The organism is Streptomyces sp. NPDC002577 (genome assembly GCF_053594815.1).
In genome coordinates, this window is record NZ_JBSFWK010000003.1 from 106338 (window position 1) to 132355 (window position 26018).

Below are 26018 nucleotides of genomic sequence, written 5' to 3' on the forward strand. Positions count from 1 at the left end.
CATCGATTTCTAAGCGCTTGCTCAGCATGGTTGGGATAGGTGCATATGTCAACGAGGAGGGGGGAGCGGGGCCCGGTAGGGTTCGAAAGGTGCCGCAGATTCCGGAGAAGATCCACGAGCTCACGGTCGGCCAGCTGTCGGCCCGTAGCGGCGCCGCTGTCTCGGCGCTGCACTTCTACGAGTCCAAGGGCCTGATCAGCAGTCGCCGCACTGCGGGCAACCAGCGCCGCTACCAGCGCGACGCGCTGCGCCGCGTCGCGTTCGTCCGCGCCGCCCAGCGGGTCGGCATCCCGCTCGCGACGATCCGCGAGGCGCTCGCCGAACTTCCCGAGGAGCGCACGCCCAACCGCGAGGACTGGGCCCGCCTGTCCGAGGCCTGGCGGTCCGTACTCGACGAGCGCATCAGGCAGCTCGGCCGCCTGCGCGACCACCTGACCGACTGCATCGGCTGCGGCTGCCTGTCCCTGGAGACGTGTGTGCTCTCCAACCCGGACGACGTCTTCGGCGAGCGGCTGACCGGCTCACGCCTGCTTCCCGAACGCGGCCGTACCGGGAAGCAGGGCGGGACTCCGGGTTCTGGTGAGCCGGAGTCCGAAGACGCTGAAGCCACCTGCCGATGACACGAAGGGCACGAAGGCCAGGCCGGGGGTGAGTGCGTCCGCGGGCGGCAAGGACGGCGTCGGGGGGGTGGCGCGCCCCCTCCGCGCGCCACCCCCCGTCCCCCGAGAACCCGCCCTGCCGTCCCCTGTGCGGCAGGGCGGAGCACTTGGCGAACTCCTGGCTCGCCTCCCATGGCCCCGGTTGCCAAGCCCCGGGATCTCAGCCGTGTTTCGCAGCCCCTACTGTCCCGGCGGCGCATCCGTACAGCCAGCGATTTACGTCTGGCACGTCCGGGACCGTCGATGAGGGCCGCCGGCCGAACCCACTCGCTGTCACGGCCCCGCCTCCACCCCCAGCGCCGCGGCGACCAACGCGGCGTTGGACCCGGCCCGCTGCCCGTCCGGCAGGACCAGCGTGTCCTCCAGGCCGATCCGGGTGGCCAGCCCCAGCCGCCGGGCCAGCCGCAACACCGGCCAGGCGCCGCCCTCTTCACCGTGCAGCAGCACCGGGCGGCCGTGGGCCGTGCCGATCGCGTCGAGCAGTTTCCGGGCGGTGTCCTCGGCGGTCTCCGCATCCGGATCCACGACCTCGGCCAGGACTCGCAGGACCCGCGGCGCGAGGGGCGACGCGACGAACCGCGCCGGGCCGTCCGTGCCCGACCACAGCCCGGCCTCCACACCCACACCCCGCTCCAGAAGGGCCGCCGCGACCTCCTCGGCGTCCGGCTCATGCCAGTTGACCGAGGCGTGGTCGGGCAGCACCGTCCACTCGCGGATGCGCGCGGCCCGTGCCCGAGGGTCCGGCTCGGCCCACGCGCCCGTCGTCACGCCGACCGGGACGCGGACGGCGGAACGTATCGCTTCCAGCGTCGCCGCAACCGCGCGCGGCGACAGAGTGTCCTGACCACAGGGGGACTTGGGATGTACGTGTACATCCTGGGCGCCGACCGCGACGGCCTCCGCCGCGGACTCGGCCATCGCCCCCGGAGAAACCGGCACGGCCGCACCATCGCCCGCACCGCGCGGGCCGTTGAGACACACCTGGAGCACGAAGTCCATGCCACCGATGGTGCCAGCCGCCACTGACAACCCGGTCCCCACCGACACCGAGGACCGGGCACCGAGGAGGAGTCACCCATGAGCCTCGCCATCTGCTCACTCAAGTGGGAAGCAGAACGCAGTGGCCAGCAGAAGATCTCGTACGACAGCGACGGCTACCACCTGGTGCGCTTCCCCTACGCGACGGACGCCGAGTCGTACGACCCGTGGAAGATGCACGACCCGAGCAACGACGGCGACAAGAAGGGCGACAAGAAGGGCGACAAGAAGTCCGCGTTCCCCGACCCCAGCTCCGGACTGATATGGCCCAGCCACGATGGCTGGGGCGTGCTGTCCGCGATGGTCTTCTGGGACGCGGCCGCCGGGCCCACCGAGTACCGGGCGCGGTTCGTGCGCGATCCGCTCGGCGCGTCGACGGGCTACGACTCGACCGCCACGAACGACGGTGCCGCCACCCGGGGCGGCCAGTACCGCACCTACATGTGGCAGATATTCGTCCACAAGGGCACGCCGCTGGGGCTGAAGGTCTCGGCGCGCGGCGCGGGGGACAGGAAGGTGGCCACGCCGCTGCTCCTGGCCGAGTTCAAGCTCGCCATCCACACGGATGTGATCACTCCGTAGCGCAGAAACGGTCCGCCACTTCGGAGAAACGGTCCGCCGTGTGGCGCACGGGGGTGCGGCCTGGATGTCGCACCCCCGTCGTGCTCAGACCGACACCAGCATCCGCGCTCGTCTCGCCTCCGCCAGGGCCGCGGACGTCAGAACGGGCCGCGGCACCACTATCCCGCAGCCCGTGCAGACCGGACCCGACGACGGCTCATGGGCCAGATCGTGTTTCCAGGCGAGACGCGAGTCCGAGCACACCGGGCACGCGTCTCCCGGCTCACGCTCCAGGGCCGCTATCAGCCGGCGCAGCGTGTCGGCCAGCGGCCCGGCGGGATGGACGCGGGGATCGTCGCACCACGCGACGCCGAAGCCGCCCCAGGTGAGCCGGTGCCAGTCGTCCACGCTGCCCGGCCTGCGCAGTCCGTCGTGCTTCTCCCTCCTGCGCCGATCGGCGAACTGGGCCTCGTAGGCGAGCCAGACGGCCCGTGCCTCCTCGAGTTCGTCGAGCGCGGCCACCAGCCGCGCCGGATCGGGTGAGCGGTCCTCCTGTCCGAAGCCCGCCCGGGAGCAGAGATGGTCCCAGGTGGCCCGGTGGCCGTAAGGGGCGAACCGCTCAAGGCACTTGCGCAGGGAGTACCGCCGTAGTGCCAGGTCGTTGCGAGGGTCACGCACCTGTCTCGCGAGACTCCGGAATCCGGCCATCGCTCTGCACCTCCGTCACATGTACTCCGGCTGATTCGGCGTCGTCGTACGGACGTCGCCGAATAGACGTATCGACACGCGATTCGGCTCCATCCGAATCCGGATGACATTCACCAGTTGCCTTCGAGGGTCCCGGACAGGCCGTCAAGAGACCGTCAACGAGGGGTCCCCCCGGTCGCATCAGGCCGGCCGTACGCACTCCGGGCCGTCGGCGATCCGGCCCTGTGGCGATTCGGAAAACTTGACGCATGTTCATCTTCAATCGTCGCTGTACCGGCGGTAACCTCCGGCTCACCATCGTCGGGAGGAGCAGGAATGCCACGGCGTATCCCCCATCGCAACCGCGTCAGATGCCTGCGCAGATCCGCGGGCTCACTGGCCGTCACAGCCGTATTCGTCTTCACCGGCGGCCTGTTGGCCCCCGTTTCGGCAGCGTCCGCGGCGGAGGCGGTCGCTGCCGACTACTGCGAGGGCCAGTGCTCCGACATCCTGCCGCCCGGTGCGAACGGCAGTGCCACGCTCGCCGAGATCCTCGCCAACCAGCTGCTGGGCACGCAGCCGGCGCACGCCGACGACCAGTTGGGCCCCTACGACGCGCTCTCCTCCGGGTACCCCACTCTCACCGACGACACCCTCAACCAGTACTTCAACGACGCCTCGTTCGGCGTCCCCGACGATCAGGTCGCCTCCGTCACCCGTCCCCGCGACGACGTGACGATCACCCGCGACAAGAAGTACGGTGTCCCGCACATCAAGGGAACCACCCGCTACGGAACCGAGTTCGGCGCCGGCTATGCCGCCGGGCAGGACCGGCTGTGGCTCATCGACCTGTTCCGGCACATCGGGCGCGGCGAGCTCAGCTCGTTCGCGGGCGGCGCACTCGCCAACCAGGGCCTCGAGCAGGAGTTCTGGCCGCAGGCGCCGTACACCGAGGAGGACCTGCAGAAGCAGGTCGACTACCTGCGTGACGCCTCAGGGGCGCGCGGCGAACAGGCCATGGCCGACGCGCAGGCCTACATCGACGGTCTCAACGCCTATCGCGAACAGGCGAAGAACGGCCGGTACTTCCCCGGCGAGTACGTCCTGACCGGAAAGATCGACGCGATCACCAACGTCGGCGAGATCGAGCCCTTCAAGATCACCGACATGATCGCGCTCGCCTCGGTCGTCGGCGGCCTCTTCGGAGGCGGCGGCGGGGGCGAGGTCGAGGCCGCGCTCTCCCTGCTCACGGCACAGCAGAAGTACGGCGTCGAGGAGGGCACCAAGGTCTGGGAGTCCTTCCGGCAGCGCAACGACCCGGAGACGGTGCTGACCATCCACGACGGCAGCAGCTTCCCGTACGCCACCAAGCCCGACAACCCGCGCGGCACGGCCCTGCCCGACCCCGGATCGGTCGAGCCCGAGCAGCTGGTGTACGACCGCGAGGGCTCGGCGGCGACGAGCGCCACAGGTGTCCGGAGCACCGAGAGCGCCCAGAGCGTCACGGCCCCTGTGAAGGCCCCCGTGAAGGTGAGCGGCCGCCTCAAGTCCCTCCAGGGCGTCTTCGACAACGGTGTGCTGCCCGCCGGCCTCTTCTCCGGGGGAGCGAGCAGGAACGGCATGTCCAACGCCCTCCTCGTCTCCGGCGAGCACACAGCCAGCGGCCACCCCGTGGCCGTCTTCGGCCCGCAGACCGGCTACTTCGCGCCGCAGCTGCTGATGATGCAAGAGCTCCAGGGACCCGGCATCAGTGCGCACGGCGTCTCGTTCGCGGGCGTCGGCATGTACGTCCAGCTGGGCCGCGGCCAGGACTACGCATGGTCGGCCACCTCGGCGTTGCAGGACATCACCGACACCTACGCCGTCGAGCTCTGCGAACCGGACGGCTCCACCCCCACCAAGCAGTCCGCGTACTACCTCTACCGCGGCACCTGCACCCCCATGGAGAAGCTGGAGAAGCGCAACTCCTGGAAGCCGACCGTGGCCGACTCCACGGCGGCCGGCTCGTACCGGATGCAGGTCTTCCGTACGAACTACGGCATCGTCACGCACCGCGCCACGGTGGACGGCAAGCCCGTCGCCTACACCTCGCTGCGCTCCACCTACCGCCACGAAGCCGACTCCATCATCGGCTTCCAGATGCTGAACGACCCGTCCTTCGTGACGGACGCCAAGACCTTCCAGCAGGCGGTGCAGCACATCAGCTACGCCTTCAACTGGTTCTACGCCGACTCGCGTGACATCGCGTACTACAACAGCGGCGCGAACCCGGTGCGCGCGGCGAACGTCGATCCGTCGTTCCCGGTGAAGGCCGAGAAGGCGTACGAATGGCGGGACTTCGACCCGGTGGACAACACCGCCGCGTACACGCCGCCCGACCAGCACCCGGGCTCCATCGACCAGGACTACTACATCTCCTGGAACAACAAGCAGGCCAAGGACTACAGCTCCGCCAACTTCAGCCTGGGCGCCGTACAGCGCGGCGATCTCCTCGACGGACGTGTGCAGAAGCTCGTCGAGAAGGGCGGCGTCACCCGGGCCTCGCTCACCCGGGCGATGGCCGACGCGGCGGTCACCGATCTGCGGGGCGAACAGGTGCTGCCCGAGCTGCTGAAGGTGCTGCGTTCCCAGCCGGTCAGCGATCCCGCGCTGGCCAAGGCGGTGCAGCAACTGGAGTCCTGGCAGGCCGCGGGAGCGCAGCGCAAGGAGACCTCGGCGGGCTCGCACACGTACGCCCACACCGACGCGGTCAGGATCATGGACGCCTGGTGGCCGCTGCTGGTGGAGGCCGAGTTCAAGCCGGGGCTGGGCGACGACCTGTGGGACGCGCTGACCGCGCAGCTCACCGTCGACGAGTCGCCGTCGGCCGGCCACGGTCCCACGGGCGGGCACGCGGGCTCCTCCTTCCAGTACGGCTGGTGGGGCAACGTCGACAAGGACCTGCGGAAGGTCCTCGGGGAGCCCGTGGAGGGGGCGCTCGGCCGCGCGTACTGCGGCGACGGCTCACTCGACGCGTGCCGGGACGTCCTGGCCGACACGCTCGCGCAGGCCGCCGCCGAGCCCGCCACCGAGGTCTATCCCGGCGACGACACCTGCGACGCGGGCGACCAGTGGTGCTCGGACGCGATCATCCACCGGCCTCTCGGCGGCATCAAGCACCGGGCGATCCAGTGGCAGAACCGGCCGACGTACCAGCAGGTCGTGGAGTTCCCCTCGCACAGGTGATGCGCACGACGGCAGGGCGGCGGGTCCCCGATCGGCGACCCGCCGCCCGTTCTCCTGCACCGATGGGCTCACCGGTCTCGGGCTTTGAGACGCTCATGCTCATGCTCATGCTCAGCGGGGCGTCGACGCAGGTCAGCGGTAGAGCAGATACTCCTCACGCACCCGGCGGAACGCCTCCAGCTCGCCCTGCCAGGCCGCGACCACCTCGTCCGCGCTCGCCCCCGCGTCGATCATCGACCGGACCTGCGTACTGCCCGTCAGCTTGTCGATCCAGTTGTCGGAGCGCCAGGCGAAGCCGCTCCACACCTGCTTCGCGGTGATCAGCAGCGCGATGCCGGTACGCACCGGGTCGTACGCCGCGCGGTCCCGCACATGGATCTGCACGCCGCCGACCGTCTTGCCCTGGAACTTGGAGAAGGTGGGTGCGAAGTACGCCTCGCGGAAGTCGACGCCCGGCAGTTCGAGGGCGTTCGCGGCCTCGGCCCAGCGGCGGTCGACGCCCTCGGCGCCGAGCAGTTCGAAGGGGCGGGTGGTGCCCCGTCCTTCGGAGAGGTTCGTGCCCTCGAAGAGGCAGGTCCCCGAGTAGACGAGCGCGGTGTCGGGCGTCGGCATGTTGGGGCTCGGCGGGACCCAGGGCAGCCCCGAGGTGTCGTAGAACTCCGTGCGCTTCCAGCCGGTCATCAGTACGGTCTCCAGCGGTACCGGACTCGCCAGGAACTCGCCGTTGAACAGGCGCGCGAGCTCCGTGACGGTCATCCCGTGCGCCTGCGAGATCGGCTGCCGCCCGACGAACGTCGCGAACTCCCTGTGCAGAACCGGCCCTTCGGCGCTGCGGCCCGTCACCGGGTTCGGACGGTCCAGGACCACGAACCGCTTGCCCGCGAGCTGCGCGGCCTCCATGCAGTCGTAGAGGGTCCAGATGTAGGTGTAGAAGCGCGCGCCCACGTCCTGGATGTCGAAGACGACCGTGTCCACACCGGACGCGGTGAAGACGTCGGCCAGCGGCTGACCGCTCTTCAGATACGTGTCGTACACCGGGAGCCCGGTCGCCGGGTCGTCGTACCGGCCCTCCGAGCCGCCTGCCTGCGCAGTGCCGCGGAATCCGTGTTCGGGCCCGAAGACGGCTGCCAGGCCGACGCGTTCGTCCTCGTGCATCACATCGACGATGTGGCGTACGCCGCCGCTCCCGGCGCCGCCCCGGGTGACCCCGGTCGGGTTGGTCACGATGCCGACGCGCTGTCCGTCGAGCAGTGCGTAACCGTCCGCGGCCAGCCGTTCGAAGCCGGTGCGCAGCCGGCGGCCGCCCTCCGCCGCGACCGCCGGTCCGGCGGACACCGGTCCCGCGACCGCCGCCGCTCCCATGGCCGAGCCGGCGGCGAGCAGATTGCGTCTGGACAGGGTGCGTCCGGACAGGTTGCGTCCGGGCAGGTTCATGGTGCTACCTCCGTGTTCTGGTCGATCGCGGAAGATCGCATGGCCTCGCACGCTAGCGCGCGTGCCGCTCGGCGGGAACCGGGCGTTGCCCCTTCCCCTTCTCCTGACCGACTGCTTAGTCTGTACGTGCAGTCGAGTCGAGGGAGACCGATGGTGGACACCCTGCAGGGGACGGGAGTCGTCGTCACCGGGGCCGGAGGCGGCATCGGGGCGGCGCTGGCACGCAGGTTCGCCGCGTCCGGGGCACGCGTCGTGGTCAACGACCTGGATCCCGGGAAAGCGAGAGCCGTGGCCGACGAGTTCGGGGGCATCGCGCTGCCGGGCGACGCCTCCACGGTCGTGGCCGAGGCGCGGGACGCGCTGGGCGGCACCGTCGACGTCTACTGCGCCAACGCCGGGCTCGCATCCGGCGGTACGGAGAGCGCCGAGGACGAGGTATGGGCCGCCGCCTGGGACGTCAACGTCATGGCTCATGTCCGTGCCGCCCGCGAGCTGCTCCCCGAGTGGCTGGAGCGCGGCAGCGGCCGCTTCGTCTCCACCGTCTCCGCCGCCGGACTGCTCACCATGATCGGCGCCGCGCCCTACAGCGTCACCAAGCACGGCGCGTACGCCTTCGCCGAGTGGCTCTCGCTCACCTACCGTCACCGCGGCATCAAGGTCCACGCGATCTGTCCGCAGGGCGTACGCACCGACATGCTCACCGCATCCGGCTCGGCCGGTGAACTCGTGCTGGCGCCGACGGCGATCGAGCCCGAGGACGTCGCGGACGCGCTCTTCGCCGGCATGGCCGAGGACCGTTTCCTGATCCTGCCGCACCCCGATGTCGCCGAGTACTACCAGGTGCGGGCCGCCGAACCCGACCGCTGGCTGGCGGGCATGAACCACATCCAGCAGAAATGGGAGGCGACCGGGCAGTGACCGTCCGTCCGGGAGGGGCCGGTCGGCCCCGCGCGCGGCGGGTCCTGCCCGACACGCCGGAGACGGTGAGTGGGAAGATCCTCTCGGGGGACGTGTGTTCCCGGCCACAGGACGCGTGACGCACCGGGCGTGACGACACGTGACGACACGGAAAGGCAGGTGGCGGACAGTGCCCAGGACGACGGACGGAGACGGCACGCCCGTCCCCCAGCGGCTGCTCGCCGCCGCCACCAGGCTCTTCGCCGAGCGCGGCTACGACCGTACGTCGGTGCAGGAGATCGTCGAGGCGGCCGGGGTCACCAAGGGTGCGCTCTACCACTACTTCGGCTCCAAGGAGGACCTGCTGCACGAGGTGTACGCGCGCGTGCTCCGCCTCCAACAGGAGCGCCTCGACGCCGTGGCGGACACCGACGCACCGGTCGAGCAGCGGCTGCGGGACGCTGCGGCCGACGTCGTCGTCACGACCATCGACAACCTCGACGACGCGGCGATCTTCTTCCGCTCCATGCATCACCTCAGCCCCGAGAAGAACAAGCAGGTCAGGGCCGAGCGGCGCCGCTACCACGAGCGGTTCCGGGCGCTGGTCGAAGAGGGCCAGAAGAGCGGGGTGTTCTCCACCGCGACGCCGGCCGACCTCGTGGTCGACTACCACTTCGGGTCCGTGCACCACCTGTCCACGTGGTACCGGCCGGACGGCCCGCTCACCCCGCAGGAGGTCGCCGACCATCTGGCGGACCTGCTGCTGCGGGCGCTGCGGCCCTGAGATACCCGACGCACTCATGAGCCCCCAGCCGGACGGCTGGGGGCTCAGAATTATGTGCGGCTAGAGATACCGCTTCAGCTCACGCCGGGCCAGCGACCGCTGATGCACCTCGTCCGGCCCGTCCGCGAGCCGCAACGTCCGTGCGGCAGCCCAGAGTTCGGCCAGCGGGAAGTCCTGGCTCACGCCGCCCGCGCCGTGCAGCTGCACCGCCTGGTCGATGATGTCCACGACCGCCCGCGGGGTCGCGATCTTGATGGACTGGATCTCGGTGTGGGCGCCCTTGTTGCCGACCGTGTCCATCAGCCAGGCCGTCTTCAGTACGAGCAGCCGCAGCTGCTCCACGGTGACCCGCGCGTCCGCGATCCACTGCTGGACGACACCCTGCTGGGCGAGCGGCTTACCGAACGCCGTACGCGCTACCGCCCGCTTGCACATCAGCTCGATCGCCCGCTCGGCCATGCCGATCAGCCGCATGCAGTGGTGGATACGGCCCGGGCCGAGCCGCGCCTGCGCGATCGCGAAGCCGCCGCCCTCCTCGCCGATGAGGTTCGACACCGGCACGCGCGCGTGGTCGAACACGACCTCCGCGTGGCCTCCGTGGTAGTGGTCCTCGTACCCGTACACCTGCATCGCGCGCCGGACCTCGAGGCCCGGGGTGTCGCGCGGCACGAGCACCATGGACTGCTGGCGGCGGATGTCCGCGCCGTCCGGGTCGGTCTTGCCCATCACGATGAAGATCTTGCAGTCGGGGTTCATCGCGCCGGAGATGTACCACTTGCGGCCGGTGATGACGTACTCGTCGCCGTCCCGCTCGATACGCGTGGTGATGTTGGTGGCGTCGGAGGAGGCCACCTCGGGCTCGGTCATCGCGAAGGCGGACCGGATCTCGCCCGCGAGCAGCGGCTCGAGCCACTGCTTCCTCTGCCGTTCGTCGCCGAACTGGGCGAGCACCTCCATGTTGCCCGTGTCGGGGGCCGCACAGTTCAGCGCGGTCGGCGCCAGCTGCGGGGAGCGGCCGGTGATCTCGGCGAGCGGCGCGTACTGGAGGTTGGTGAGCCCGGCGCCGTACTCCTCGTCCGGCAGGCTGTGCTGGTCTACAAAGAAAAGATTCCACAGGCCGCGCCTGCGGGCCTCGGCCTTGAGGTCCTCGACGACCGCCGGGGTGTCCCACGGCGAGGCGAGCCGCGCGCGCTGCTCGTGTGCGATCGCCTCGGCCGGGTAGACGAACTCGTCCATGAAGGCCAGCAGCTTGCCGCGCAGCTCTTCCGTGCGCGCGTCGAATGCGAAGTCCATGGTTCTGGGTCAGCCTTCCTGGAGGGTGGTCAGGCCGTGCTCGATGAAGACGGGGACGAGGTCGCCGATGCGGTCGAACCCGGCGCCGACCGTCTGGCCCAGCGTGTAGCGGTAGTGGATGCCCTCAAGGATCACGGCGAGCTTGAACCACGCGAAGGCCGTGTACCAGGAGACGGCGGACACGTCGCGCCCCGAGCGCGCGGCGTACCGCTCGATCAGCTCGGCTGGGTCCGGGTGGCCGGCCGCCGTGGCGGTGGTGCTGACGGGGGAGTCGGGCATCTCGAGCGGGACGCTGTACATCACGAGCAGGCCCAGGTCGGTGAGCGGGTCGCCGAGCGTGGACATCTCCCAGTCGAGGATCGCCTTGATCTCGTCGGCACCTCTTATCGGCTCACTCGCGGGGCCGATCAGCACGTTGTCCAGCCGATAGTCGCCGTGGACGACCGCCGAGGCGGGGGAGGCGGGCAGCTCGCGGCCGAGTGCGGCGTGCAGCTCCTCGATGCCGGGCAGCTCGCGGTTGCGGGAGGCGTCCAGCTGCTTGCCCCAGCGGCGCAGCTGCCGGTCCAGGAAGCCCTCGGGCCGCCCGAAGTCCGCCAGGCCCACCTCGGCCGGGTCCACAGCATGCAGCTCGACGAGGGTGTCGACGAGCCCGAGCACGGCGGCCCGGGTCCGGTCGGGGCCGAGCGGGGCGAGCTGCTCGGCTGTGCGGTACGGGGTGCCGTCCACGTACTCCATGACGTAGAAGGGCGCGCCGACCACATCCTCGTCCTCGCACAGCAGCACGGGCCGCGGCACCGGCACCGCGGTGGGGTGCAGCGCGCTGATCACCCGGTGCTCGCGCTTCATGTCGTGCGCGGTGGCCAGCACATGGCCGAGCGGCGGCCGGCGTACGACCCACTTCGCCGCCCCGTCCGAGACCGCGTACGTGAGGTTCGACCGTCCGCCCTCGATCAGCCGGCCGGTCAGCGGACCGCTCACCAGGCCGGGCCGCTCCCTGTCCAGCCGCTGGCGCAGCCGGTCGAGGTCGAGGCCTGGCGGGTGGTCTGAACTCATCGTTCGCTCCTCCGTGCGAGGCTGCCGGGATACGTTCCCGAGGACACCACAGAATGATGCCGACCGGTCGGTATGTAGTCCAGGGGTGGGGCGGAACGTGATCCGTTTCGCTCCGGTGAGTGCCGCCGAATCAGTACCCGTAAGAGCCGCGGCATCAGTAGACGACGGCCGCTGCGAACACCGCCAGGGCCAGTGTGCACGCCGCTGCCGCGACCGCGTGCCGGGGCGTCAACGGCGCCGGGGAGGCGCCGGACAGCGCGCGGATCCGGCGATGGGCCACGGCCAGGAACCCCAGCCAGGCGAGCAGGCAGAGAGCGCACGCCACCACGCCGACCGTGGTGGGACCGCCGTGCAGGGTCGTCCGGGCCGCCAGCACCGCGGCGACCGTGCAGGCCAGCGTCGTCCGCCGCCACGCGAGCCTCGTACGCTCCGGCTGCAGGCCCGGGTCCCGGTCCACGGCCGCGGCCGGGCCGGTCATCCTGCCCAGCCGACGAGCACGACCACCACCATCGCGATCGCGACCACCGCGACGGCGAGGCTCAGCAGTGCGGGGAACCGCGACACCGGCAGGTCCTCGCCGCGCCGCATGGCCCGTTCGCAGCGGACCCAGTGGTTCACGGCCCGCAGCGAGCACAGCACACCCGCGGCGAGCAGCGCGAGGGCGAGCCCCACACGCCATGCCCAGCGCAGGTCCGGCAGGAACTGGTCCACGGCGAAGCCGCCGCCGATGAGCGCGAGCGCGGTGCGCAGCCAGGCCAGGAACGTGCGCTCGTTGGCCAGCGAGAACCGGTAGTCGGGCGTCCGGCCCTCCTCCCGGATGGCCTGGGGCACGAACCAGAGCCGGAGGTTCCGTACGAACTCGATCACGCGCAGGACCCTACCGGGAGGGGGCCGGGAGCCGGGCGCAGGCAGGCGGTTCAGCCCGCGCGACCCGCGCGATGCTCCTTCAGCCGCTCGTACGCCGCCAGGCCGTCCGGTACCCAGGGCCACTCGGTGAGCCGCCGCTCCACCTCGGCGTCGGACAGGAAGCCGTGCCAGGCGACCTCCTCGGCCTGCGGGCTGACCGGCAGCTCGCAGCGGACCTCGTACACGGACGACCACCAGCTCTGCCCGGCGCCGCCGTCGTAGAGGAACGTGAACAGCGGCACGGGGCGCGGCAGCCCCGCTACGCCGAGCTCCTCCTCGGCCTCGCGCAACGCCGCGGCGTCGTACGACTCGCCCGCGCCCACGACCCCGCCGACGAACATGTCGTACATCGACGGGAAGACCAGCTTCGTCGGTGTACGGCGGTGCACGAAGATCCGTCCGTCGGCGTCCCGGGCCTGGATGAACACACAGCGGTGCCGCAGGCCGCGGGCGTACGCCTCGCCGCGCGGAGCCTGCCCCACGACCCGGTCGTCCTCGTCGACGATGTCCAGCAGCTCGTCCGCGGCACTCATGGCGTCACTCACAGGGGCTTTTCTCCAGGGATCGTCACTCAGCTGGGCTGTACGTCCGGTACGCGCTCCACCGGCGCCCCGCCCCGCGGCATGGCCGGATGGATGCCGAGCAGCACGATGCCGGCGACGATCGCCGCGAGGCCCGCCGACTCCCAGGCCAGCGCGCCGGCGTCCGTACGCAGCCGGTCGCCGAGGAAGCCGACGCCGCAGATGATGCCGGCCAGCGGCTGCGCGGCTGTCAGCGCGGGCAGGGACATCCGCAGCGATGCCGTCTCGAAGGCGCTCTGGACGATGATGAGCCCCACGACACCCAGCACCAGCACCGCGTACGGCTGCCAGCCCGTGAAGAGCACGAGCCAGCCGCCCTCCGTGAACCGCTGCCCGCTCACCCGGGTCAGCGCGTCCTGCACGCCGTACAGAAGACCGGCCGCCACCGCCAGCAGCGCCGGCCCCGAACTGAGCCGCGACCGCTTCGCGACCGTCGTCAGCGCCAGCGCCCCGCCGAGCACCAGCCCGATGATCAGCCAGTGCCGCAGCGGACCGGCGACGTGGCCACCGCCCGTCGGCTGCCCCGCCAGGATGAACGCGGTCACGCCACCCGCGAGCAGCGCGAGCCCCATCCAGCCCTGGCGGCCCAGGGGCTGTCTGGTCTGCCGGCGGGACAGGGCCATCGCGAAGAGGAGGTTCGTCGCCAGCAGCGGCTCGACGAGGGACAGCTCGCCGTTGCCCAGGGCGACGGCGCCCAGCGCCATGCCGCACACCATGAGCCCGATCCCGGCCAGCCAACGCGGCATCCGCATCAGGTCGAGCAGGAGGCGGGGCGAGAGGAAGTCGCTCAGCGGGGCGTGCTGCGCCGCGTTCTGCTGCAGGACGTATCCAAGGCCCAGGCAGCAGGCAGCGGACACGGCGAGAACGAGAACCAGAACCGACACGCAGAGCACCTCAAGACTTGTGTCCGGCCACGGGCGCGCGACGGCCGGGGTACCAGCCTGACGATAGCGCCCCTGCCCGCACCCCGCAGTCGGCTCCGTCACGTCGAGTGCCCTGCTCGGGCCACTCCAGTCCCGGGACCTGCAGATACCGGGAAGCAGACGGCCGGAGCCAGGAGGGCGGTACGCCGAGTCCCAAGACTCGGTCAGGCCCGTTCCCGAAGATCCGACCGACCGGTAAGAATGTCGCCCACTGACATTCGAGGAGGGAACGGGGCTCATGGCCTACGACGCAGATGTGATCGTGATCGGTGCGGGTCTCGCCGGGCTCGCGGCGACGGCCGAGCTCGTCGACGCGGGACGCAAGGTCATCCTCCTCGACCAGGAACCGGAGCAGTCGATCGGCGGCCAGGCGCACTGGTCCTTCGGCGGCCTGTTCTTCGTCGACTCGCCCGAGCAGCGCCGCATGCGCATCAAGGACAGCCATGAGCTCGCCCTCCAGGACTGGATGGGGACGGCCGCCTTCGACCGCGAGGAGGACCATTGGCCGCGGCAGTGGGCCGAGGCGTACGTCGACTTCGCGGCCGGCGAGAAGCGTGCCTGGCTGCACGCGCAGGGCGTGCGCTTCTTCCCGGTGGTGGGCTGGGCGGAGCGCGGCGGCTACGACGCGAACGGCCACGGCAACTCCGTACCGCGCTTCCACATCACCTGGGGCACGGGTCCCGGCATCGTCGCGCCGTTCGAGCGCCGGGTGCGCGAAGGTGTCGCGCGCGGGCTGGTACAGCTGAAGTTCCGCCATCGCGTCACGGGTCTGACGCGCAGCGCGGGCGCGGTGGACACGGTCAGCGGTGAGATCCTGGAGCCGTCAGGCATCGAACGCGGCCAGGCGAGCAGCCGCACCGTCACCGGCTCCTTCGAGTTCCGCGCCCAGGCGGTGATCGTCACCTCCGGGGGCATCGGCGGCAACCACGATCTCGTACGTGCGAACTGGCCCAAGCGCCTCGGCGACCCGCCCGCGAAGATGCTCTCCGGTGTGCCCGCGCACGTCGACGGCCTGATGCTCGGCATCGCGGAGAAGGCGGGTGCCCGCCTCATCAACCGCGACCGCATGTGGCACTACACCGAGGGCATCGAGAACTGGAACCCCATCTGGGACAAGCACGGCATTCGCATCCTGCCCGGTCCTTCGTCCCTCTGGCTCGACGCGCGCGGCAACCGGCTGCCCGTACCGCTCTTCCCCGGCTTCGACACGCTCGGCACGCTCGAACACATCATGCACACCGGGTACGACCACACGTGGTTCGTCCTCGACCAGAAGATCATCGGCAAGGAGTTCGCGCTCTCCGGCTCCGAGCAGAACCCGGATCTGACCGGCAAGTCCGTCCGCGACGTCATCGGGCGGGCCCGCGCCGACGTCCCCGGTCCCGTCAAGGCGTTCATGGACCACGGCGTCGACTTCGTCGTCGAGAAGGACCTCGGCGCGCTGGTGCGCGGCATGAACGCCCTGACCGACGAACCGCTGATCGACGAGGCACACCTGCGCCGCACCCTCACCGCACGCGACCGCGAGATCACCAACCCCTTCACCAAGGACCTCCAGGTGACCGCGATCCGCGGCGCCCGCAACTACCTGGGCGACAAGCTCATCCGCACGGCGGCCCCGCACCGCATCCTCGACCCCAAGGCGGGCCCGCTGATCGCCGTACGTCTGAACATCCTCACCCGCAAGACGCTCGGCGGCCTGGAGACGGACCTGTCCTCGCGGGTTCTCGCCGAGGGCGGCGACCCGCTGCCCGGCATGTACGCGGCGGGGGAGGCCGCCGGCTTCGGCGGCGGCGGAGTCCACGGCTACCGCTCCCTCGAGGGCACCTTCCTCGGCGGCTGCCTCTTCTCGGGCCGCACGGCGGGCCGCGCGACGGCGAAGGCGGTGGCGTAGGGGGCCGCCCGCCCCGCTGTCCGCTGTGGGCAATCAGCTGGGCGGGCAAACCGCTCAGCTGACACGAGTACGCACGAAGACGGCCTTGACGGAGAGAACCCCCTCCGCTTTGCTGTCCGTGATCACCCGATGGCACACCGTGCCAGTAATCGTGCCGTAGCCGTGTCATAAAGGAACCCGCGGTGCCCCCACCCCCGCCCCCCTTCGGCCGCGCCCGCAAACGGGCGGACCACGCCTTCGACGCGGCTCTGGACGACACGGAGCTCGCCTCCGCCCGTACCGCGCTGGCCCAGGGCCGCTGGACCGCCGTCCGCTCGCTGCTCGCGGACACCGGCGACGACTGGGACCGCCGCGGCCACCGGATCACCGTGCTCGCCCGGGAACCCGGCACCGCCCCCTGGTCCCGTGAATGGCGGCTCGCCGAGCCCGAGTCGGCCGACGCGGCCGTACTGCAGGCCTGCGCCATGGTCTTCCGCGCCCTGAAGGGCAAGGAGCGCTCCGACCACGCGCGGGGGGCCTGCCACGCCGCGGCCGTACTCCTCCCGGACGACCCGACCCCCTGGCTGTCCCTGCTGATCCTCGAGTGCGCGACGGGCCGCGACGAGGACGTCGTGCGGCTGTTCGACGAGGTCCGCCACCGCCACCCGGGCCACCACCACGCCCACCATCTGATGGTGGCCCGGCTCGCGGAGCGGTACGCCGAAGTCGGCCAGGACCCGATGCACGAGGTGTACGACTTCGCGTCCTGGGCCGCCGAGCAGGCCCCCGCCGACTCGCCCCTGGCCATCCTCCCCGTCGTCGCGCACGCCGAGCGCTACCGCGTCCTGGCCACCGCCGGCAGCGAACCCCGCGACGCGGCGTCCTCCCGGCACTGGACGGGACGCCGCGCCCGCCAGGTCATGAAGGCGGCCTTCGACTGGTGGCTGGAGTGGGGGCGCGACGACCACCCCCGCAACCGCATCGACCTGAACTTCCTCGCCCATGCGAAGTACTGCGAGGGCCGTCCCGCCGAGGCGGCCGCGCTGTTCCACCGCATCGGACCGCATGCGACCCCGGCCCCCTGGTCGTACCCGGACCGGGACCCGTACGACGCCTTCCGCACCGCACGCAACATCGCACTCGGCACCGCCTAGGGCCGTTCGGTGGGCCTGGCCCGCCAGCCCTGTGTCCCACCCGCCCCGCACCTCATCCGCTGCGAAAGGACAACCCCGTCATGACCACGGGCAGTTCGAGCACGAGCGAGATCAGAACCTACAAGGGGCAGGAGCGCGCCCTGCGCGCCGACCGCCTCGGCGCGGCAGGGCTGCTGCTGTCCGTGCTCGCCGCCACGGCACCCCTCATGGTCGTCGCGGGTGTCATGCCCACCACATTCGGCGTGATGGGCATCGTCGGGCAGCCCCTGCTCTTCGTCATCCTGGGCGTGGTGCTGGCGCTGTTCAGCGTCGGGTACGCCGAGATGAGCCGCCACGTCCACAACGCCGGTGCCTTCTACGCGTACATATCGCGCGGCCTGGGCGGTACGGCCGGGGCGGGCGCGGCGCTGGTCGCCCTCGTCGCGTACAGCGCGCTGCAGGTCGGCGTCTACGGCATCTTCGGCTTCGAGGTCTCGGGGCTCTTCGCCACCTATCTCGACACCGAGGTCGCCTGGTGGATCCCGGCCCTCGCGGCCGTGCTCGTCGTCGGAGCCCTCGGCTGGCTGAAGATCGACCTCAACGCGCGCGTGCTGGGCGTGCTGCTGATCGTCGAGGTCGCGCTCGTCGTCGTCTTCGACATCTCGGCCGTCGCCCACCCCGCCGCCGAGGGCCTGTCCCTCCAGGCTTTCGACCCCGGAACGCTGACCGGCGCGGGCCTCGGTACGGCGCTGTGCTTCTGCGTGGCGGCCTTCCTCGGCTTCGAACAGGCGCCCGTCTACGCCGAGGAGACCAGCCGGCCCCAGGTCGTGGTGGCGCGCGTGATGTTCCTCGCCGTCGGCTTCGTCGCCGTCTTCTTCGCCCTCAGCTGCTGGGCGCTCACGGTCGCCGCGGGCCCGTCCGGCATCGTCGCGGCCGCGCAGAAGCAGAGCGCCGGGCTGTTGTTCTTCCTCACCGAGAACAGCCTGGGCACCACCTTCACCGACGTGCTGCATGTCCTGTTCGTCACCGGCATGTTCGCCGCGCTGCTCAGCTTCCACAACGTCGTCGCCCGGTACGCCTTCGCCATGGGCCGCGAGGGCCTGCTGCCCGCCGCCTTCGGCCGCACCAACAACACCAGCGGCGCGCCCGGCACCGGATCGCTGTTGCAGACCGTGATCTCCGCGGTCGTCGTCGTGGCCTTCGCGGTGACCGACGAGGGCGCGACCGGCGATCCGACGGCGCCCGTGCTGCACCTTTTCACCTGGATGGGCAACATCGGTGCGCTCGGCGTCATCTTGCTGATGGCCGTCGCATCGCTGGCCGTCATCGTGTTCTTCGCCCGCCGCGGCGCCGCCCGCGCCCAGGCCTGGCGCCTGGCCGCCTCAGCGGTCGCCGGGACCGCCCTGCTCGTCATCGCCGTCTACACCGTGAAGGACTTCGACGTCCTCGTCGGCTCGGGACCGGATTCGGCGCTCAGCTGGGTGCTCCCGGGCATCATCGCGCTGGCGGCCGTGACCGGCCTCGTCCAGGGCGCGGTGCTCCGTGCCCGGCGCCCGGAGGCGCATGCGCGCATCGGCCTGGGCAACGAGGCGTTCCAGCTCGACAAGGCGGCGGAGCACGAAGTCTCAAGGTGACAGCGTGACAGCGGAGCACGAAGTCTCGAGACGACAGCGGACTACGAAGTCGTGAGATGACAGCGGATTACGAAGTCTTGAGATGACAGAAGCCTGTCGAACACCTGCGGCCCCTGGTTTCCAGAGGCCGCAGGTGTTCGAATCGACGGGTGACCTCAGAACAACCCGCTGAGCCCGCGGAGCCGAGGGAAGAGGGCCAGGGAACACCGGTGGGCCGCCGTCTCGTGCTCGGCATGCTCGGCCTCGGCGCGCTGGGCGTGGCCGCCGCCCCCGGCCTCCAGCGCGGGCTCGAGTCCTTCCTCGGCAGCGCGGCCGACAAGGACCCGACCGGCCTGACCGGCCTGCTCCCCAACGGCGGCGGCTTCCGCTACTACTCGGTCGCCTCCTCCGTACCGCAGAAGAGCGCCGACGACTACCGCCTGACCGTCGGCGGACTGGTCGACCGCCCCGCCGCGTACACGCTCGCCGAGCTGCGCGCCATGCCGCAGACGCGGCTCGTCCACGATGTCCAGTGCGTCACCGGATGGCGGGTGCCGGACACCCCCTTCGAGGGCGTACTGCTGTCCAAGCTGCTCGACTCCGCCGGAGTTCAGCCCACGGCGGGGGCGGTCCGCTTCACGTGCTTCGACGGCACGTACACCGAGAGCCTCACCCTGCGGCAGGCCCGCAGGGACGACGTCCTGGTGGCCCTGCGTATGCAGGACAAGCCCGTGAGCCACTCGCACGGCGGTCCCGTCCGCCTCTATGTGGCACCGATGTACTTCTACAAGTCCGCGAAGTGGCTCTCCGGCATCACCGTCACCGAGGACGTCCGGCCCGGGTACTGGGAAGAGCGCGGCTATGACGTGGACGCGTGGGTGGGCCGCTCGAACGGACGGGACGATGCGCCTACGACCTGAACACGGGGGCGCACACGCCCCCGGCTCCGCACCCGCGACCCCCGCCCCCGCCTCCGACGCCGCGTCGAGGGTCCGCCGCTTCACCCGTGCCGAGCGCTGGGTGCACCGCACCACGGCGGCCCTGATGGGCCTGTGCGTGGTGACGGCCGCCTGTCTCTACGTGCCCCGGTTCGCCGAACTCGTCGGCCGCCGCGCCCTCGTGGTCACCGTCCACGAGTGGTCGGGGCTGCTGCTGCCGGTCCCGCTGCTGGTGGGCCTCGCCTCCCGCGCCTTCCGCGCGGACCTTCGGCTCCTGAACCGCTTCGGCCCGCACGACCGGCGGTGGCTGCGTGCGGCCGTACGCCGTGACAGGCGCCCGCAGTCGCGGCCGGCCGGCAAGTTCAACGCCGGGCAGAAGACCTTCGCCGCGTGGATCGCCGGAGCCGTGCTCGTGATGCTCGGCACCGGGCTGCTGATGTGGTTCACGCACCTGGCCCCACTGGTGTGGCGCACGGGGGCGACCTTCGTCCACGACTGGCTGGCCCTGACGATCGGCATCGTGCTGGCCGGCCACATCGGCATGGCCCTCGCCGACCCGGAGGCCCGTCGCGGCCTGCGTACGGGCTCCGTGGACCGGGAGTGGGCGAAACGCGAACATCCGCTGTGGCGGCCGTAAGTCACGTCCGTCCGCCGTAAGTCCGCACTTCCCGTTATGCGGACGGCGACGGTGGGACCTCTGCTCGTGTGGTCTCACCGTCGCCGTGAACGCCGCCGTGGGCGTACTGCCGGGATGCCCTAGATGATCAAGGACAGCAGCAGGACCAGTGCGCCCGCGACCACCGAGATGATCGTCTCCATCACGGACCAGGTCTTGACCGTCTGCCCGACGCTCAGCCCGAAGTACTCCTTGACGAGCCAGAAACCGGCGTCGTTCACGTGGCTGAAGAAGAGCGAACCCGCGCCGATGGCCAGCACCAGCAGGGCCGTGTGCGTGGTCGACATGTCGGCGGCCAGCGGCGCCGCCAGTCCGGCCGCGGAGATCGTCGCCACGGTCGCCGAGCCGGTCGCGAGGCGGATCGCCACCGCGATCAGCCAGGCGAGCAGCAGCGCCGGGATCGACCAGTCCTTGGAGATGTCCAGGATCATCTGGCCCACGCCGGAGTCGATCAGCGTCTGCTTGAAGCCGCCGCCGGCACCGACGATGAGCAGGATGCCGGCGATGGGCGCGAGGGACTTCTCGACGGTGGAGGAGATGCGTCCCTTGCTGAAGCCGGCGGCACGGCCGAGCGTGAACATGGCGACGATCACGGCGGCGAGCAGTGCGATCAGCGGCGAGCCGATGACGTCGAAGACACGCTGCACGGTGGCCTCGGGGTCGTCGACGACGATGTCCACCAGCGCCTTGGCCAGCATCAGGACGACGGGCAGCAGCACCGTGGCGAGGGTGATGCCGAAGCCCGGGCGCTTCTCCAGGTCGTCGGAGGCCCGCTGCGGGATCATCTTCTCGGGCGCGGGGACGTCGACCCAGCGGGCCGCGTACCGGGAGAACACCGGACCCGCGATGATCACCGTCGGGATGGCGACGAGGATGCCGAGCGCCAGCGTCACACCGAGGTTGGCCTTGACCGAGTCGATCGCGACGAGCGGGCCGGGGTGCGGCGGGATCAGGCCGTGCATCACGGACAGGCCCGCGAGCGCCGGGACGCCGATACGCATCAGGGAGTAGTTGCCGCGCTTGGCGACCATCAGCACCACGGGGATCAGCAGCACGATGCCGACCTCGAAGAAGAGCGGAAGCCCGATCACGGAGGCGATCAGCACCATCGCCCACGGCATGGCGCGCCCGCCCGCCTTGGCGAGGATCGTGTCGACGATCTGGTCGGCGCCGCCGGAGTCGGCCAGCAGCTTGCCGAGGATCGCGCCGAGCGCGATCAGCACACCCACGCCCGACACCGTGGAGCCGAGACCGCTGGTGAAACTGGTGATCGCCTTGTCGAGCGGGGCGCCCGCGAAGGCACCGAGCGCGAGCGACCCGATGGTCAGCGCCAGGAACGCATGGAGCTTGAACTTCGTGATGAGCAGGACGATGACGGCGATGCCCGCGAGAACGGCTATCCCGAGCTGGGCATGGCCTGCCGAGGTGATCGGCTCCACGGCGTCCGCTGCCAGCGTCTCGACGCTGAGACTGGTCACGGTCTATTCCTCGTGTCTGGGGTGAGTGTGTGGGCAGGCGGACAGGGCCCGCCCGCGCACGGATCCGGTACGGGTACGGGGGTTGGTTGCTGCTACTGGGCCGGCTGCTGCCGCGCGAAGCCGCGGAGCGCCTCGACCGCCCGGTCGGTGATCTCGTCCGGGCTGCCCGCCACATCGACGGCGACGCCCGGCTCGTCAGGCTCCAGCGGCTGGAGCGTGGCGAACTGGGAGTCAAGGAGCGCGGTCGGCATGAAATGGCCCTCGCGATGCGACATCCGGTCCTCGATGAGCTTGCGATCACCGGCGAGATGGACGAAGACGAGTCCGGGAGCGGCAGCCCGCAGCCGGTCGCGGTAACTCCGCTTCAGCGCCGAGCTGCTGACCACACCCCCGAGCCCCTCCCTGCTGTGCGCCCAGGCGCCGATGGAGTCGAGCCACGGCCATCGGTCCTCGTCGGTCAGCGGGGTACCGGCGGACATCTTCGCGATGTTCGCCTCGGGGTGGAAGTCGTCGCCCTCGGCGTAGGGAACGCCGAGCCGGGCGGCGAGCAGGGGACCGATCGTGGTCTTGCCGGTTCCTGCGACGCCCATGACCACGACGACGTGGGGGGTGCTCATCAACTGCCTCGCTGTCTTCGTCGACATCGCTGTGTCAGCTCACTGAAACCCAAAGGTCTGATTAATTCAAGGGAGTGTGATCTAAAAGTCTGACTTTTGAGTGGCGGGCGTCGCCTCGTACGCTGAACCGCATGACGACACAGGCCCAGGGGCTGCACGCACGCGTACTGGAGACCCTTGGGCCCGCCATCACCGCCGGGGATTATCCGTCTGGCAGCGTGCTGCGCACCGACGAGCTGGCCGAGCGCCTCGACGTGTCGCGCTCCGTGATGCGCGAGGCGGTGCGCGTCCTCGAGTCGATGCACCTGGTGGAGTCCCGCCGCCGCGTGGGCGTGACCGTGCGCCCCGTCGCGGAGTGGAACGTCTACGACCCCCAGGTCATCCGCTGGCGGCTGGCCGGCGCCGACCGCCCCCGCCAGCTGCGCTCCCTGACCGTGCTGCGCTCGGCCGTCGAACCCGTCGCCGCGGGACTGGCGGCACGCAACGCCACCCCCGAGCAGTGCGCGGAGCTCACCGAGTGCGCCCTCGGCATGGTCGCCACCTCACGCGGCCACCAGCTGGAGGCGTATCTGGTGCACGACATCGCCTTCCACCGGGTGATTCTCAACGCCTCCGGCAACGAGATGTTCGCGCACCTCGGCGACCTCGTGGCCGAGGTCCTGTCCGGCCGCACCCACCACCAGGTCATGTTCAAGGACCCCGATCCACCGGCCGTCCGGCTGCATGTGCAGGTCGCGGAGGCGGTACGGGAAGGCGACGCGGAGCGCGCGGAGCAGCTCACCCGAGAGATCGCGGTGGGCGCCCTCCAGGAACTGGACATCCTGGCGCCCTGACGCCGGGCACGGCTCGTGGAACAGCCGTGCCCCGCTACTCGACGAAGTCCCCGTCCACGTAGACCCATGCCCCGGCCACCCGTGTGAAGCGGCTGCGCTCATGCAGCACGTCAGGCCTGCCACCGTCCGTGTAGTGCGCCCGGAAGGTCACCGTGCCCGTGGTGTGGAAGGCCGACCCTTCGGTCGTCCCGAGGATCTCCAGGCCCGTCCAGCGCATCCCCGGATCGAACTCCACCCGCGGCGGCCGCGTCTGCGGATGCCAGGTCCGCAACAGATACGCCTCGTCCCGCACCGCGAACGCGCTGTACCGCGACCGCATCAGTGCCTCTGCCGTCGGCGCGGCGACGGCCCCTGAGTGACGGCGGCCGCAGCACTCGGGGTACGCGGCGCCGGAACCGCAGGGGCACACGGCGGGGGCTGCCGGGGGAACGGAGGGACGGGGCTTGCGTCGGGCCATGCGGCCATTGTGCCCGCCGGTGCCCTGGCGCCGGACAGCCGACCACACGAAAACTGCCGGTCACCGAAGTGACCGGCAGTTCGCCGATGTGTCCGAGGGGGGACTTGAACCCCCACGCCCGATAAAGGGCACTAGCACCTCAAGCTAGCGCGTCTGCCATTCCGCCACCCGGACCAGGTGGTCTCTCGCGGTTTCCCGCGGCGACGTGGAAAACCATAGCAAACATTCGGAGGTGCCTGATCACCCGACCGGGCACGCGGCTGATCCGCGGCCGATCCACCCGCGGACCGAGCGGGGGGACCGGGAAGCACACCGCCGCCCAAGGGCACGTGGTGGCGCCGTCCCGCTGTTAACGCTGTATGACCAGGCCGGGCCCGGCCTTGGGCCGCAGCCGCCCCGAGGGGGAGGATGGGGGCCACCAAGGACGGGGACCACCAGCAGCGACAGCGGGAGGAAGCAGCGTGAGCGAGTCGAGCGGCGCCAGCAGGACCGGGTCCGTCTCCGGCGAGGACGAGGTCGTCGACCTCTGCCGCGACCTCATCCGGATCGACACCAGCAACTACGGAGACCACTCAGGGCCGGGCGAGCGCAAGGCCGCCGAGTACGTGGCGGAGAAGCTGGCCGAGGTCGGGCTCGAGCCGAAGATCTTCGAGTCCCATCCCGGCCGCGCCTCCACGGTGGCCCGTATCGAGGGCGAGGACCCCTCGCGGCCCGCACTCCTCATCCACGGCCATACCGACGTCGTACCGGCCAACGCCCTCGACTGGACCCATCACCCGTTCTCCGGCGAGATCGCCGACGGCTGCGTGTGGGGCCGCGGCGCCGTCGACATGAAGGACATGGACGCGATGACCCTCGCGGTCGTACGCGACCGGCTGCGCAGCGGCCGCAAGCCCCCGCGGGACATCGTGCTGGCCTTCCTCGCCGACGAGGAGGCGGGCGGTGTGTACGGAGCGCGCCACCTCGTGGACAAGCACCCCGACCTCTTCGAGGGCGTCACCGAGGCGATCGGCGAGGTCGGCGGCTTCTCGTTCACCGTCAACGAGCAGTTGCGGCTCTACCTCGTCGAGACCGCCCAGAAGGGCATGCACTGGATGCGGCTCACGGTGGACGGCACGGCCGGGCACGGCTCGATGACCAACGACGACAACGCCATCACGGAGCTCTGCGAGGCGGTCGGCCGTCTCGGCCGGCACAAGTGGCCGGTGCGCGTCACCAAGACCGTACGGTCCTTCCTCGACGAACTCTCCGACGCGCTCGGCACCGAGCTCGACCCCGAGGACATGGACGCGACGCTCGCCAAGCTCGGCGGCATCGCGAAGATGGTCGGCGCCACGCTGCGCAACTCGGCGGCCCCGACGATGCTCGGCGCCGGCTACAAGGTCAACGTGATCCCCGGCCAGGCCACCGCCCACGTCGACGGGCGCTTCCTGCCGGGTTACGAGGAGGAGTTCCTGGCCGACCTCGACCGGATCCTCGGGCCCCGCGTCCGGCGCGAGGACGTGCACGGCGACAAGGCCCTCGAGACCGACTTCGACGGTTCGCTGGTCGACGCCATGCAGTCGGCGCTGCGGGCCGAAGACCCGATCGCACGGGCCGTGCCGTACATGCTCTCCGGCGGCACCGACGCCAAGTCCTTCGACGATCTCGGCATCCGCTGCTTCGGCTTCGCGCCGCTGCAGCTGCCGCCCGAGCTGGACTTCGCCGGCATGTTCCACGGCGTCGACGAGCGTGTGCCGGTCGACGGACTCAAGTTCGGCGTGCGCGTGCTGGACAGGTTCATCGACGCATCCTGACGCCGACGGGGCAACTCGCGATCGTCCGTGGGCATTTCAGCCCACTCGGTCAGATGTCACCGCCGAGACGTCACTCCAACATTCGTCCAGACGTGCGTAGTTATCAGAAAGAGTGAATGGAACGATAAGGACGTAGCCCGATTACCGGCTCCTCGTTACTGATGATGCGGTCCGAGACCGGGGCCGCATTGCCAATGAGGAGGAAGAATGATCAAGAAGGTCGTCGCTGCCGCGGCTGCCACGGGTGGTCTCGTACTCGCTGGTGCGGGTATTGCCGCTGCCGACGCCGGTGCTCAGGGCGCCGCTGTGCACTCGCCCGGCGTGCTCTCGGGCAACGTCATTCAGGCGCCGATCCACGTGCCGGTGAACGTCTGCGGCAACACCGTCAATGTGATCGGGCTGCTGAACCCCGCCTTCGGCAACACCTGCATCAACGACTGACGTTGAGCACCACCCCATGAGGGTCTGAGTCCTCGGCCTCGGAGTTCGCGGGACGAGCTCCGGGGCCGACGGATCTTCCGCGCACGTGCAAGCAGGCCGTGCGCATTCCGGAAGGTACAAGG

General features: G+C 70.6%; 25 protein-coding genes and 1 tRNA gene. 13 read left to right on the forward strand and 13 right to left on the reverse strand.

Features of this window, described 5'->3' with window-relative positions; genetic code table 11:
* Positions 1–89: 89 nt before the first annotated feature.
* On the forward strand, positions 90–620 hold the full coding sequence (soxR, locus tag ACWD4J_RS06145; protein ID WP_451394114.1) for a redox-sensitive transcriptional activator SoxR: 531 nt from the start codon (positions 90–92) through the stop codon (positions 618–620).
* Positions 621–932: 312 nt separating this feature from the next.
* Here the strand turns inward: soxR and ACWD4J_RS06150 are convergent, their stop codons facing one another.
* On the reverse strand, positions 933–1649 hold the full coding sequence (locus ACWD4J_RS06150; protein ID WP_451394360.1) for a 3-keto-5-aminohexanoate cleavage protein: 717 nt from the start codon (positions 1647–1649) through the stop codon (positions 933–935).
* Between the two features lie 87 nt (positions 1650–1736).
* Between ACWD4J_RS06150 and ACWD4J_RS06155 the strand changes: the two genes are divergently transcribed.
* Positions 1737–2279 (forward strand): hypothetical protein, encoded by a 543-nt coding sequence (locus ACWD4J_RS06155; RefSeq protein ID WP_451394115.1) that lies wholly within the window; start codon positions 1737–1739, stop codon positions 2277–2279.
* An 84-nt stretch (positions 2280–2363) separates the two neighbouring features.
* Here ACWD4J_RS06155 and ACWD4J_RS06160 read toward each other — a convergent pair whose 3' ends face one another.
* A complete protein-coding gene (locus ACWD4J_RS06160) occupies positions 2364–2966 on the reverse strand; it encodes a hypothetical protein (RefSeq protein WP_451394116.1) in 603 nt (200 codons plus the stop codon).
* A gap of 315 nt (positions 2967–3281) precedes the next feature.
* On the opposite strand from ACWD4J_RS06160, the gene ACWD4J_RS06165 reads away from it, so the two are divergent.
* Entirely contained in the window at positions 3282–6170 is a 2889-nt protein-coding gene (locus tag ACWD4J_RS06165; protein WP_451394117.1) for a penicillin acylase family protein, read from the forward strand.
* A 132-nt stretch (positions 6171–6302) separates the two neighbouring features.
* On the opposite strand, the gene ACWD4J_RS06170 is transcribed toward ACWD4J_RS06165, so the two are convergent.
* The gene (locus ACWD4J_RS06170; RefSeq protein WP_451394118.1) at positions 6303–7604 is read right to left on the reverse strand and encodes an exo-beta-N-acetylmuramidase NamZ family protein; all 1302 of its coding nucleotides are present in this window, start codon (positions 7602–7604) and stop codon (positions 6303–6305) included.
* 150 nt (positions 7605–7754) lie between these two features.
* On the opposite strand from ACWD4J_RS06170, the gene ACWD4J_RS06175 reads away from it, so the two are divergent.
* Together ACWD4J_RS06175 and ACWD4J_RS06180 are read left to right on the forward strand one after the other, a co-directional pair.
* Positions 7755–8522, forward strand: coding sequence for an SDR family oxidoreductase (locus ACWD4J_RS06175; RefSeq protein WP_451394119.1), 768 nt, complete (start codon positions 7755–7757; stop codon positions 8520–8522).
* A gap of 169 nt (positions 8523–8691) precedes the next feature.
* A complete protein-coding gene (locus tag ACWD4J_RS06180) occupies positions 8692–9285 on the forward strand; it encodes a TetR/AcrR family transcriptional regulator (protein WP_451394120.1) in 594 nt (197 codons plus the stop codon).
* A 60-nt stretch (positions 9286–9345) separates the two neighbouring features.
* Here ACWD4J_RS06180 and ACWD4J_RS06185 read toward each other — a convergent pair whose 3' ends face one another.
* The 6 genes from ACWD4J_RS06185 to ACWD4J_RS06210 all read right to left on the reverse strand — a co-directional run bounded on the left by ACWD4J_RS06185 (position 9346) and on the right by ACWD4J_RS06210 (position 14002).
* Complete coding sequence (locus tag ACWD4J_RS06185) at positions 9346–10578, reverse strand: acyl-CoA dehydrogenase family protein (RefSeq protein WP_451394121.1); 1233 nt, start codon at positions 10576–10578, stop codon at positions 9346–9348.
* 9 nt (positions 10579–10587) lie between these two features.
* Entirely contained in the window at positions 10588–11631 is a 1044-nt protein-coding gene (locus ACWD4J_RS06190; RefSeq protein WP_451394122.1) for a phosphotransferase family protein, read from the reverse strand.
* Positions 11632–11785: 154 nt separating this feature from the next.
* Positions 11786–12109 (reverse strand): DUF202 domain-containing protein, encoded by a 324-nt coding sequence (locus ACWD4J_RS06195; protein ID WP_451394123.1) that lies wholly within the window; start codon positions 12107–12109, stop codon positions 11786–11788.
* Positions 12106–12498, reverse strand: coding sequence for a YidH family protein (locus ACWD4J_RS06200; RefSeq protein WP_451394124.1), 393 nt, complete (start codon positions 12496–12498; stop codon positions 12106–12108). The genes ACWD4J_RS06195 and ACWD4J_RS06200 overlap by 4 nt, the downstream gene beginning before the upstream one ends.
* Positions 12499–12548: 50 nt before the next feature.
* On the reverse strand, positions 12549–13070 hold the full coding sequence (locus ACWD4J_RS06205) for an NUDIX domain-containing protein (protein WP_451394361.1): 522 nt from the start codon (positions 13068–13070) through the stop codon (positions 12549–12551).
* 38 nt (positions 13071–13108) lie between these two features.
* Positions 13109–14002: a DMT family transporter gene (locus tag ACWD4J_RS06210; RefSeq protein ID WP_451394125.1), complete on the reverse strand. Its 894-nt coding sequence runs from the start codon at positions 14000–14002 to the stop codon at positions 13109–13111.
* A gap of 277 nt (positions 14003–14279) precedes the next feature.
* Between ACWD4J_RS06210 and ACWD4J_RS06215 the strand changes: the two genes are divergently transcribed.
* The 5 genes from ACWD4J_RS06215 to ACWD4J_RS06235 all read left to right on the forward strand — a co-directional run bounded on the left by ACWD4J_RS06215 (position 14280) and on the right by ACWD4J_RS06235 (position 20235).
* Positions 14280–15935, forward strand: coding sequence for an FAD-binding dehydrogenase (locus tag ACWD4J_RS06215; RefSeq protein WP_451394126.1), 1656 nt, complete (start codon positions 14280–14282; stop codon positions 15933–15935).
* A 182-nt stretch (positions 15936–16117) separates the two neighbouring features.
* Positions 16118–17068: a hypothetical protein gene (locus tag ACWD4J_RS06220; RefSeq protein WP_451394127.1), complete on the forward strand. Its 951-nt coding sequence runs from the start codon at positions 16118–16120 to the stop codon at positions 17066–17068.
* An 80-nt stretch (positions 17069–17148) separates the two neighbouring features.
* Positions 17149–18681, forward strand: a complete 1533-nt coding sequence (locus tag ACWD4J_RS06225) for an APC family permease (protein ID WP_451394128.1) — start codon at positions 17149–17151, stop codon at positions 18679–18681.
* Positions 18682–18830: 149 nt separating this feature from the next.
* On the forward strand, positions 18831–19580 hold the full coding sequence (locus tag ACWD4J_RS06230) for a molybdopterin-dependent oxidoreductase (RefSeq protein WP_451394129.1): 750 nt from the start codon (positions 18831–18833) through the stop codon (positions 19578–19580).
* Positions 19564–20235: a cytochrome b/b6 domain-containing protein gene (locus tag ACWD4J_RS06235; RefSeq protein WP_451394130.1), complete on the forward strand. Its 672-nt coding sequence runs from the start codon at positions 19564–19566 to the stop codon at positions 20233–20235. The genes ACWD4J_RS06230 and ACWD4J_RS06235 overlap by 17 nt, the downstream gene beginning before the upstream one ends.
* A gap of 119 nt (positions 20236–20354) precedes the next feature.
* On the opposite strand, the gene ACWD4J_RS06240 is transcribed toward ACWD4J_RS06235, so the two are convergent.
* A complete protein-coding gene (locus ACWD4J_RS06240; RefSeq protein WP_451394131.1) occupies positions 20355–21752 on the reverse strand; it encodes a GntT/GntP/DsdX family permease in 1398 nt (465 codons plus the stop codon).
* 92 nt (positions 21753–21844) lie between these two features.
* Positions 21845–22369 (reverse strand): gluconokinase, encoded by a 525-nt coding sequence (locus ACWD4J_RS06245; protein WP_451394132.1) that lies wholly within the window; start codon positions 22367–22369, stop codon positions 21845–21847.
* 131 nt (positions 22370–22500) lie between these two features.
* On the opposite strand from ACWD4J_RS06245, the gene ACWD4J_RS06250 reads away from it, so the two are divergent.
* Positions 22501–23202 carry a FadR/GntR family transcriptional regulator gene (locus tag ACWD4J_RS06250; RefSeq protein ID WP_451394133.1) on the forward strand — a complete coding sequence of 234 codons (702 nt, stop codon included), beginning with the start codon at positions 22501–22503 and terminating at the stop codon, positions 23200–23202.
* Positions 23203–23236: 34 nt separating this feature from the next.
* On the opposite strand, the gene ACWD4J_RS06255 is transcribed toward ACWD4J_RS06250, so the two are convergent.
* Together ACWD4J_RS06255 and ACWD4J_RS06260 are read right to left on the reverse strand one after the other, a co-directional pair.
* On the reverse strand, positions 23237–23659 hold the full coding sequence (locus tag ACWD4J_RS06255; protein ID WP_451394134.1) for a YchJ family protein: 423 nt from the start codon (positions 23657–23659) through the stop codon (positions 23237–23239).
* 89 nt (positions 23660–23748) lie between these two features.
* A tRNA-Leu gene (locus ACWD4J_RS06260) sits at positions 23749–23833 on the reverse strand.
* Between the two features lie 287 nt (positions 23834–24120).
* On the opposite strand from ACWD4J_RS06260, the gene ACWD4J_RS06265 reads away from it, so the two are divergent.
* Both ACWD4J_RS06265 and chpH read left to right on the forward strand, forming a co-directional pair.
* Complete coding sequence (locus ACWD4J_RS06265) at positions 24121–25455, forward strand: M20/M25/M40 family metallo-hydrolase (RefSeq protein ID WP_451394135.1); 1335 nt, start codon at positions 24121–24123, stop codon at positions 25453–25455.
* 207 nt (positions 25456–25662) lie between these two features.
* Complete coding sequence (chpH, locus tag ACWD4J_RS06270) at positions 25663–25896, forward strand: chaplin ChpH (protein ID WP_451394136.1); 234 nt, start codon at positions 25663–25665, stop codon at positions 25894–25896.
* Positions 25897–26018: the final 122 nt, after the last annotated feature.

What these genes read in the sequence shown, in the direction of transcription:
- ACWD4J_RS06175 (WP_451394119.1), top strand. Translation starts at nt 7,755, where the DNA reads ATGGTGGACACCCTGCAGGGGACGGGAGTCGTCGTCACCGGGGCCGGA.
- ACWD4J_RS06170 (WP_451394118.1), bottom strand. Translation starts at nt 7,604, where the DNA reads ATGAACCTGCCCGGACGCAACCTGTCCGGACGCACCCTGTCCAGACGC.
- ACWD4J_RS06155 (WP_451394115.1), top strand. Translation starts at nt 1,737, where the DNA reads ATGAGCCTCGCCATCTGCTCACTCAAGTGGGAAGCAGAACGCAGTGGC.
- chpH (WP_451394136.1), top strand. Translation starts at nt 25,663, where the DNA reads ATGATCAAGAAGGTCGTCGCTGCCGCGGCTGCCACGGGTGGTCTCGTA.
- ACWD4J_RS06255 (WP_451394134.1), bottom strand. Translation starts at nt 23,659, where the DNA reads ATGGCCCGACGCAAGCCCCGTCCCTCCGTTCCCCCGGCAGCCCCCGCC.
- ACWD4J_RS06185 (WP_451394121.1), bottom strand. Translation starts at nt 10,578, where the DNA reads ATGGACTTCGCATTCGACGCGCGCACGGAAGAGCTGCGCGGCAAGCTG.
- ACWD4J_RS06250 (WP_451394133.1), top strand. Translation starts at nt 22,501, where the DNA reads ATGACGACACAGGCCCAGGGGCTGCACGCACGCGTACTGGAGACCCTT.
- ACWD4J_RS06235 (WP_451394130.1), top strand. Translation starts at nt 19,564, where the DNA reads ATGCGCCTACGACCTGAACACGGGGGCGCACACGCCCCCGGCTCCGCA.
- ACWD4J_RS06225 (WP_451394128.1), top strand. Translation starts at nt 17,149, where the DNA reads ATGACCACGGGCAGTTCGAGCACGAGCGAGATCAGAACCTACAAGGGG.
- ACWD4J_RS06165 (WP_451394117.1), top strand. Translation starts at nt 3,282, where the DNA reads ATGCCACGGCGTATCCCCCATCGCAACCGCGTCAGATGCCTGCGCAGA.
- ACWD4J_RS06190 (WP_451394122.1), bottom strand. Translation starts at nt 11,631, where the DNA reads ATGAGTTCAGACCACCCGCCAGGCCTCGACCTCGACCGGCTGCGCCAG.
- ACWD4J_RS06215 (WP_451394126.1), top strand. Translation starts at nt 14,280, where the DNA reads ATGGCCTACGACGCAGATGTGATCGTGATCGGTGCGGGTCTCGCCGGG.
- ACWD4J_RS06245 (WP_451394132.1), bottom strand. Translation starts at nt 22,369, where the DNA reads ATGAGCACCCCCCACGTCGTCGTGGTCATGGGCGTCGCAGGAACCGGC.
- ACWD4J_RS06195 (WP_451394123.1), bottom strand. Translation starts at nt 12,109, where the DNA reads ATGACCGGCCCGGCCGCGGCCGTGGACCGGGACCCGGGCCTGCAGCCG.
- ACWD4J_RS06205 (WP_451394361.1), bottom strand. Translation starts at nt 13,070, where the DNA reads ATGAGTGCCGCGGACGAGCTGCTGGACATCGTCGACGAGGACGACCGG.
- ACWD4J_RS06160 (WP_451394116.1), bottom strand. Translation starts at nt 2,966, where the DNA reads ATGGCCGGATTCCGGAGTCTCGCGAGACAGGTGCGTGACCCTCGCAAC.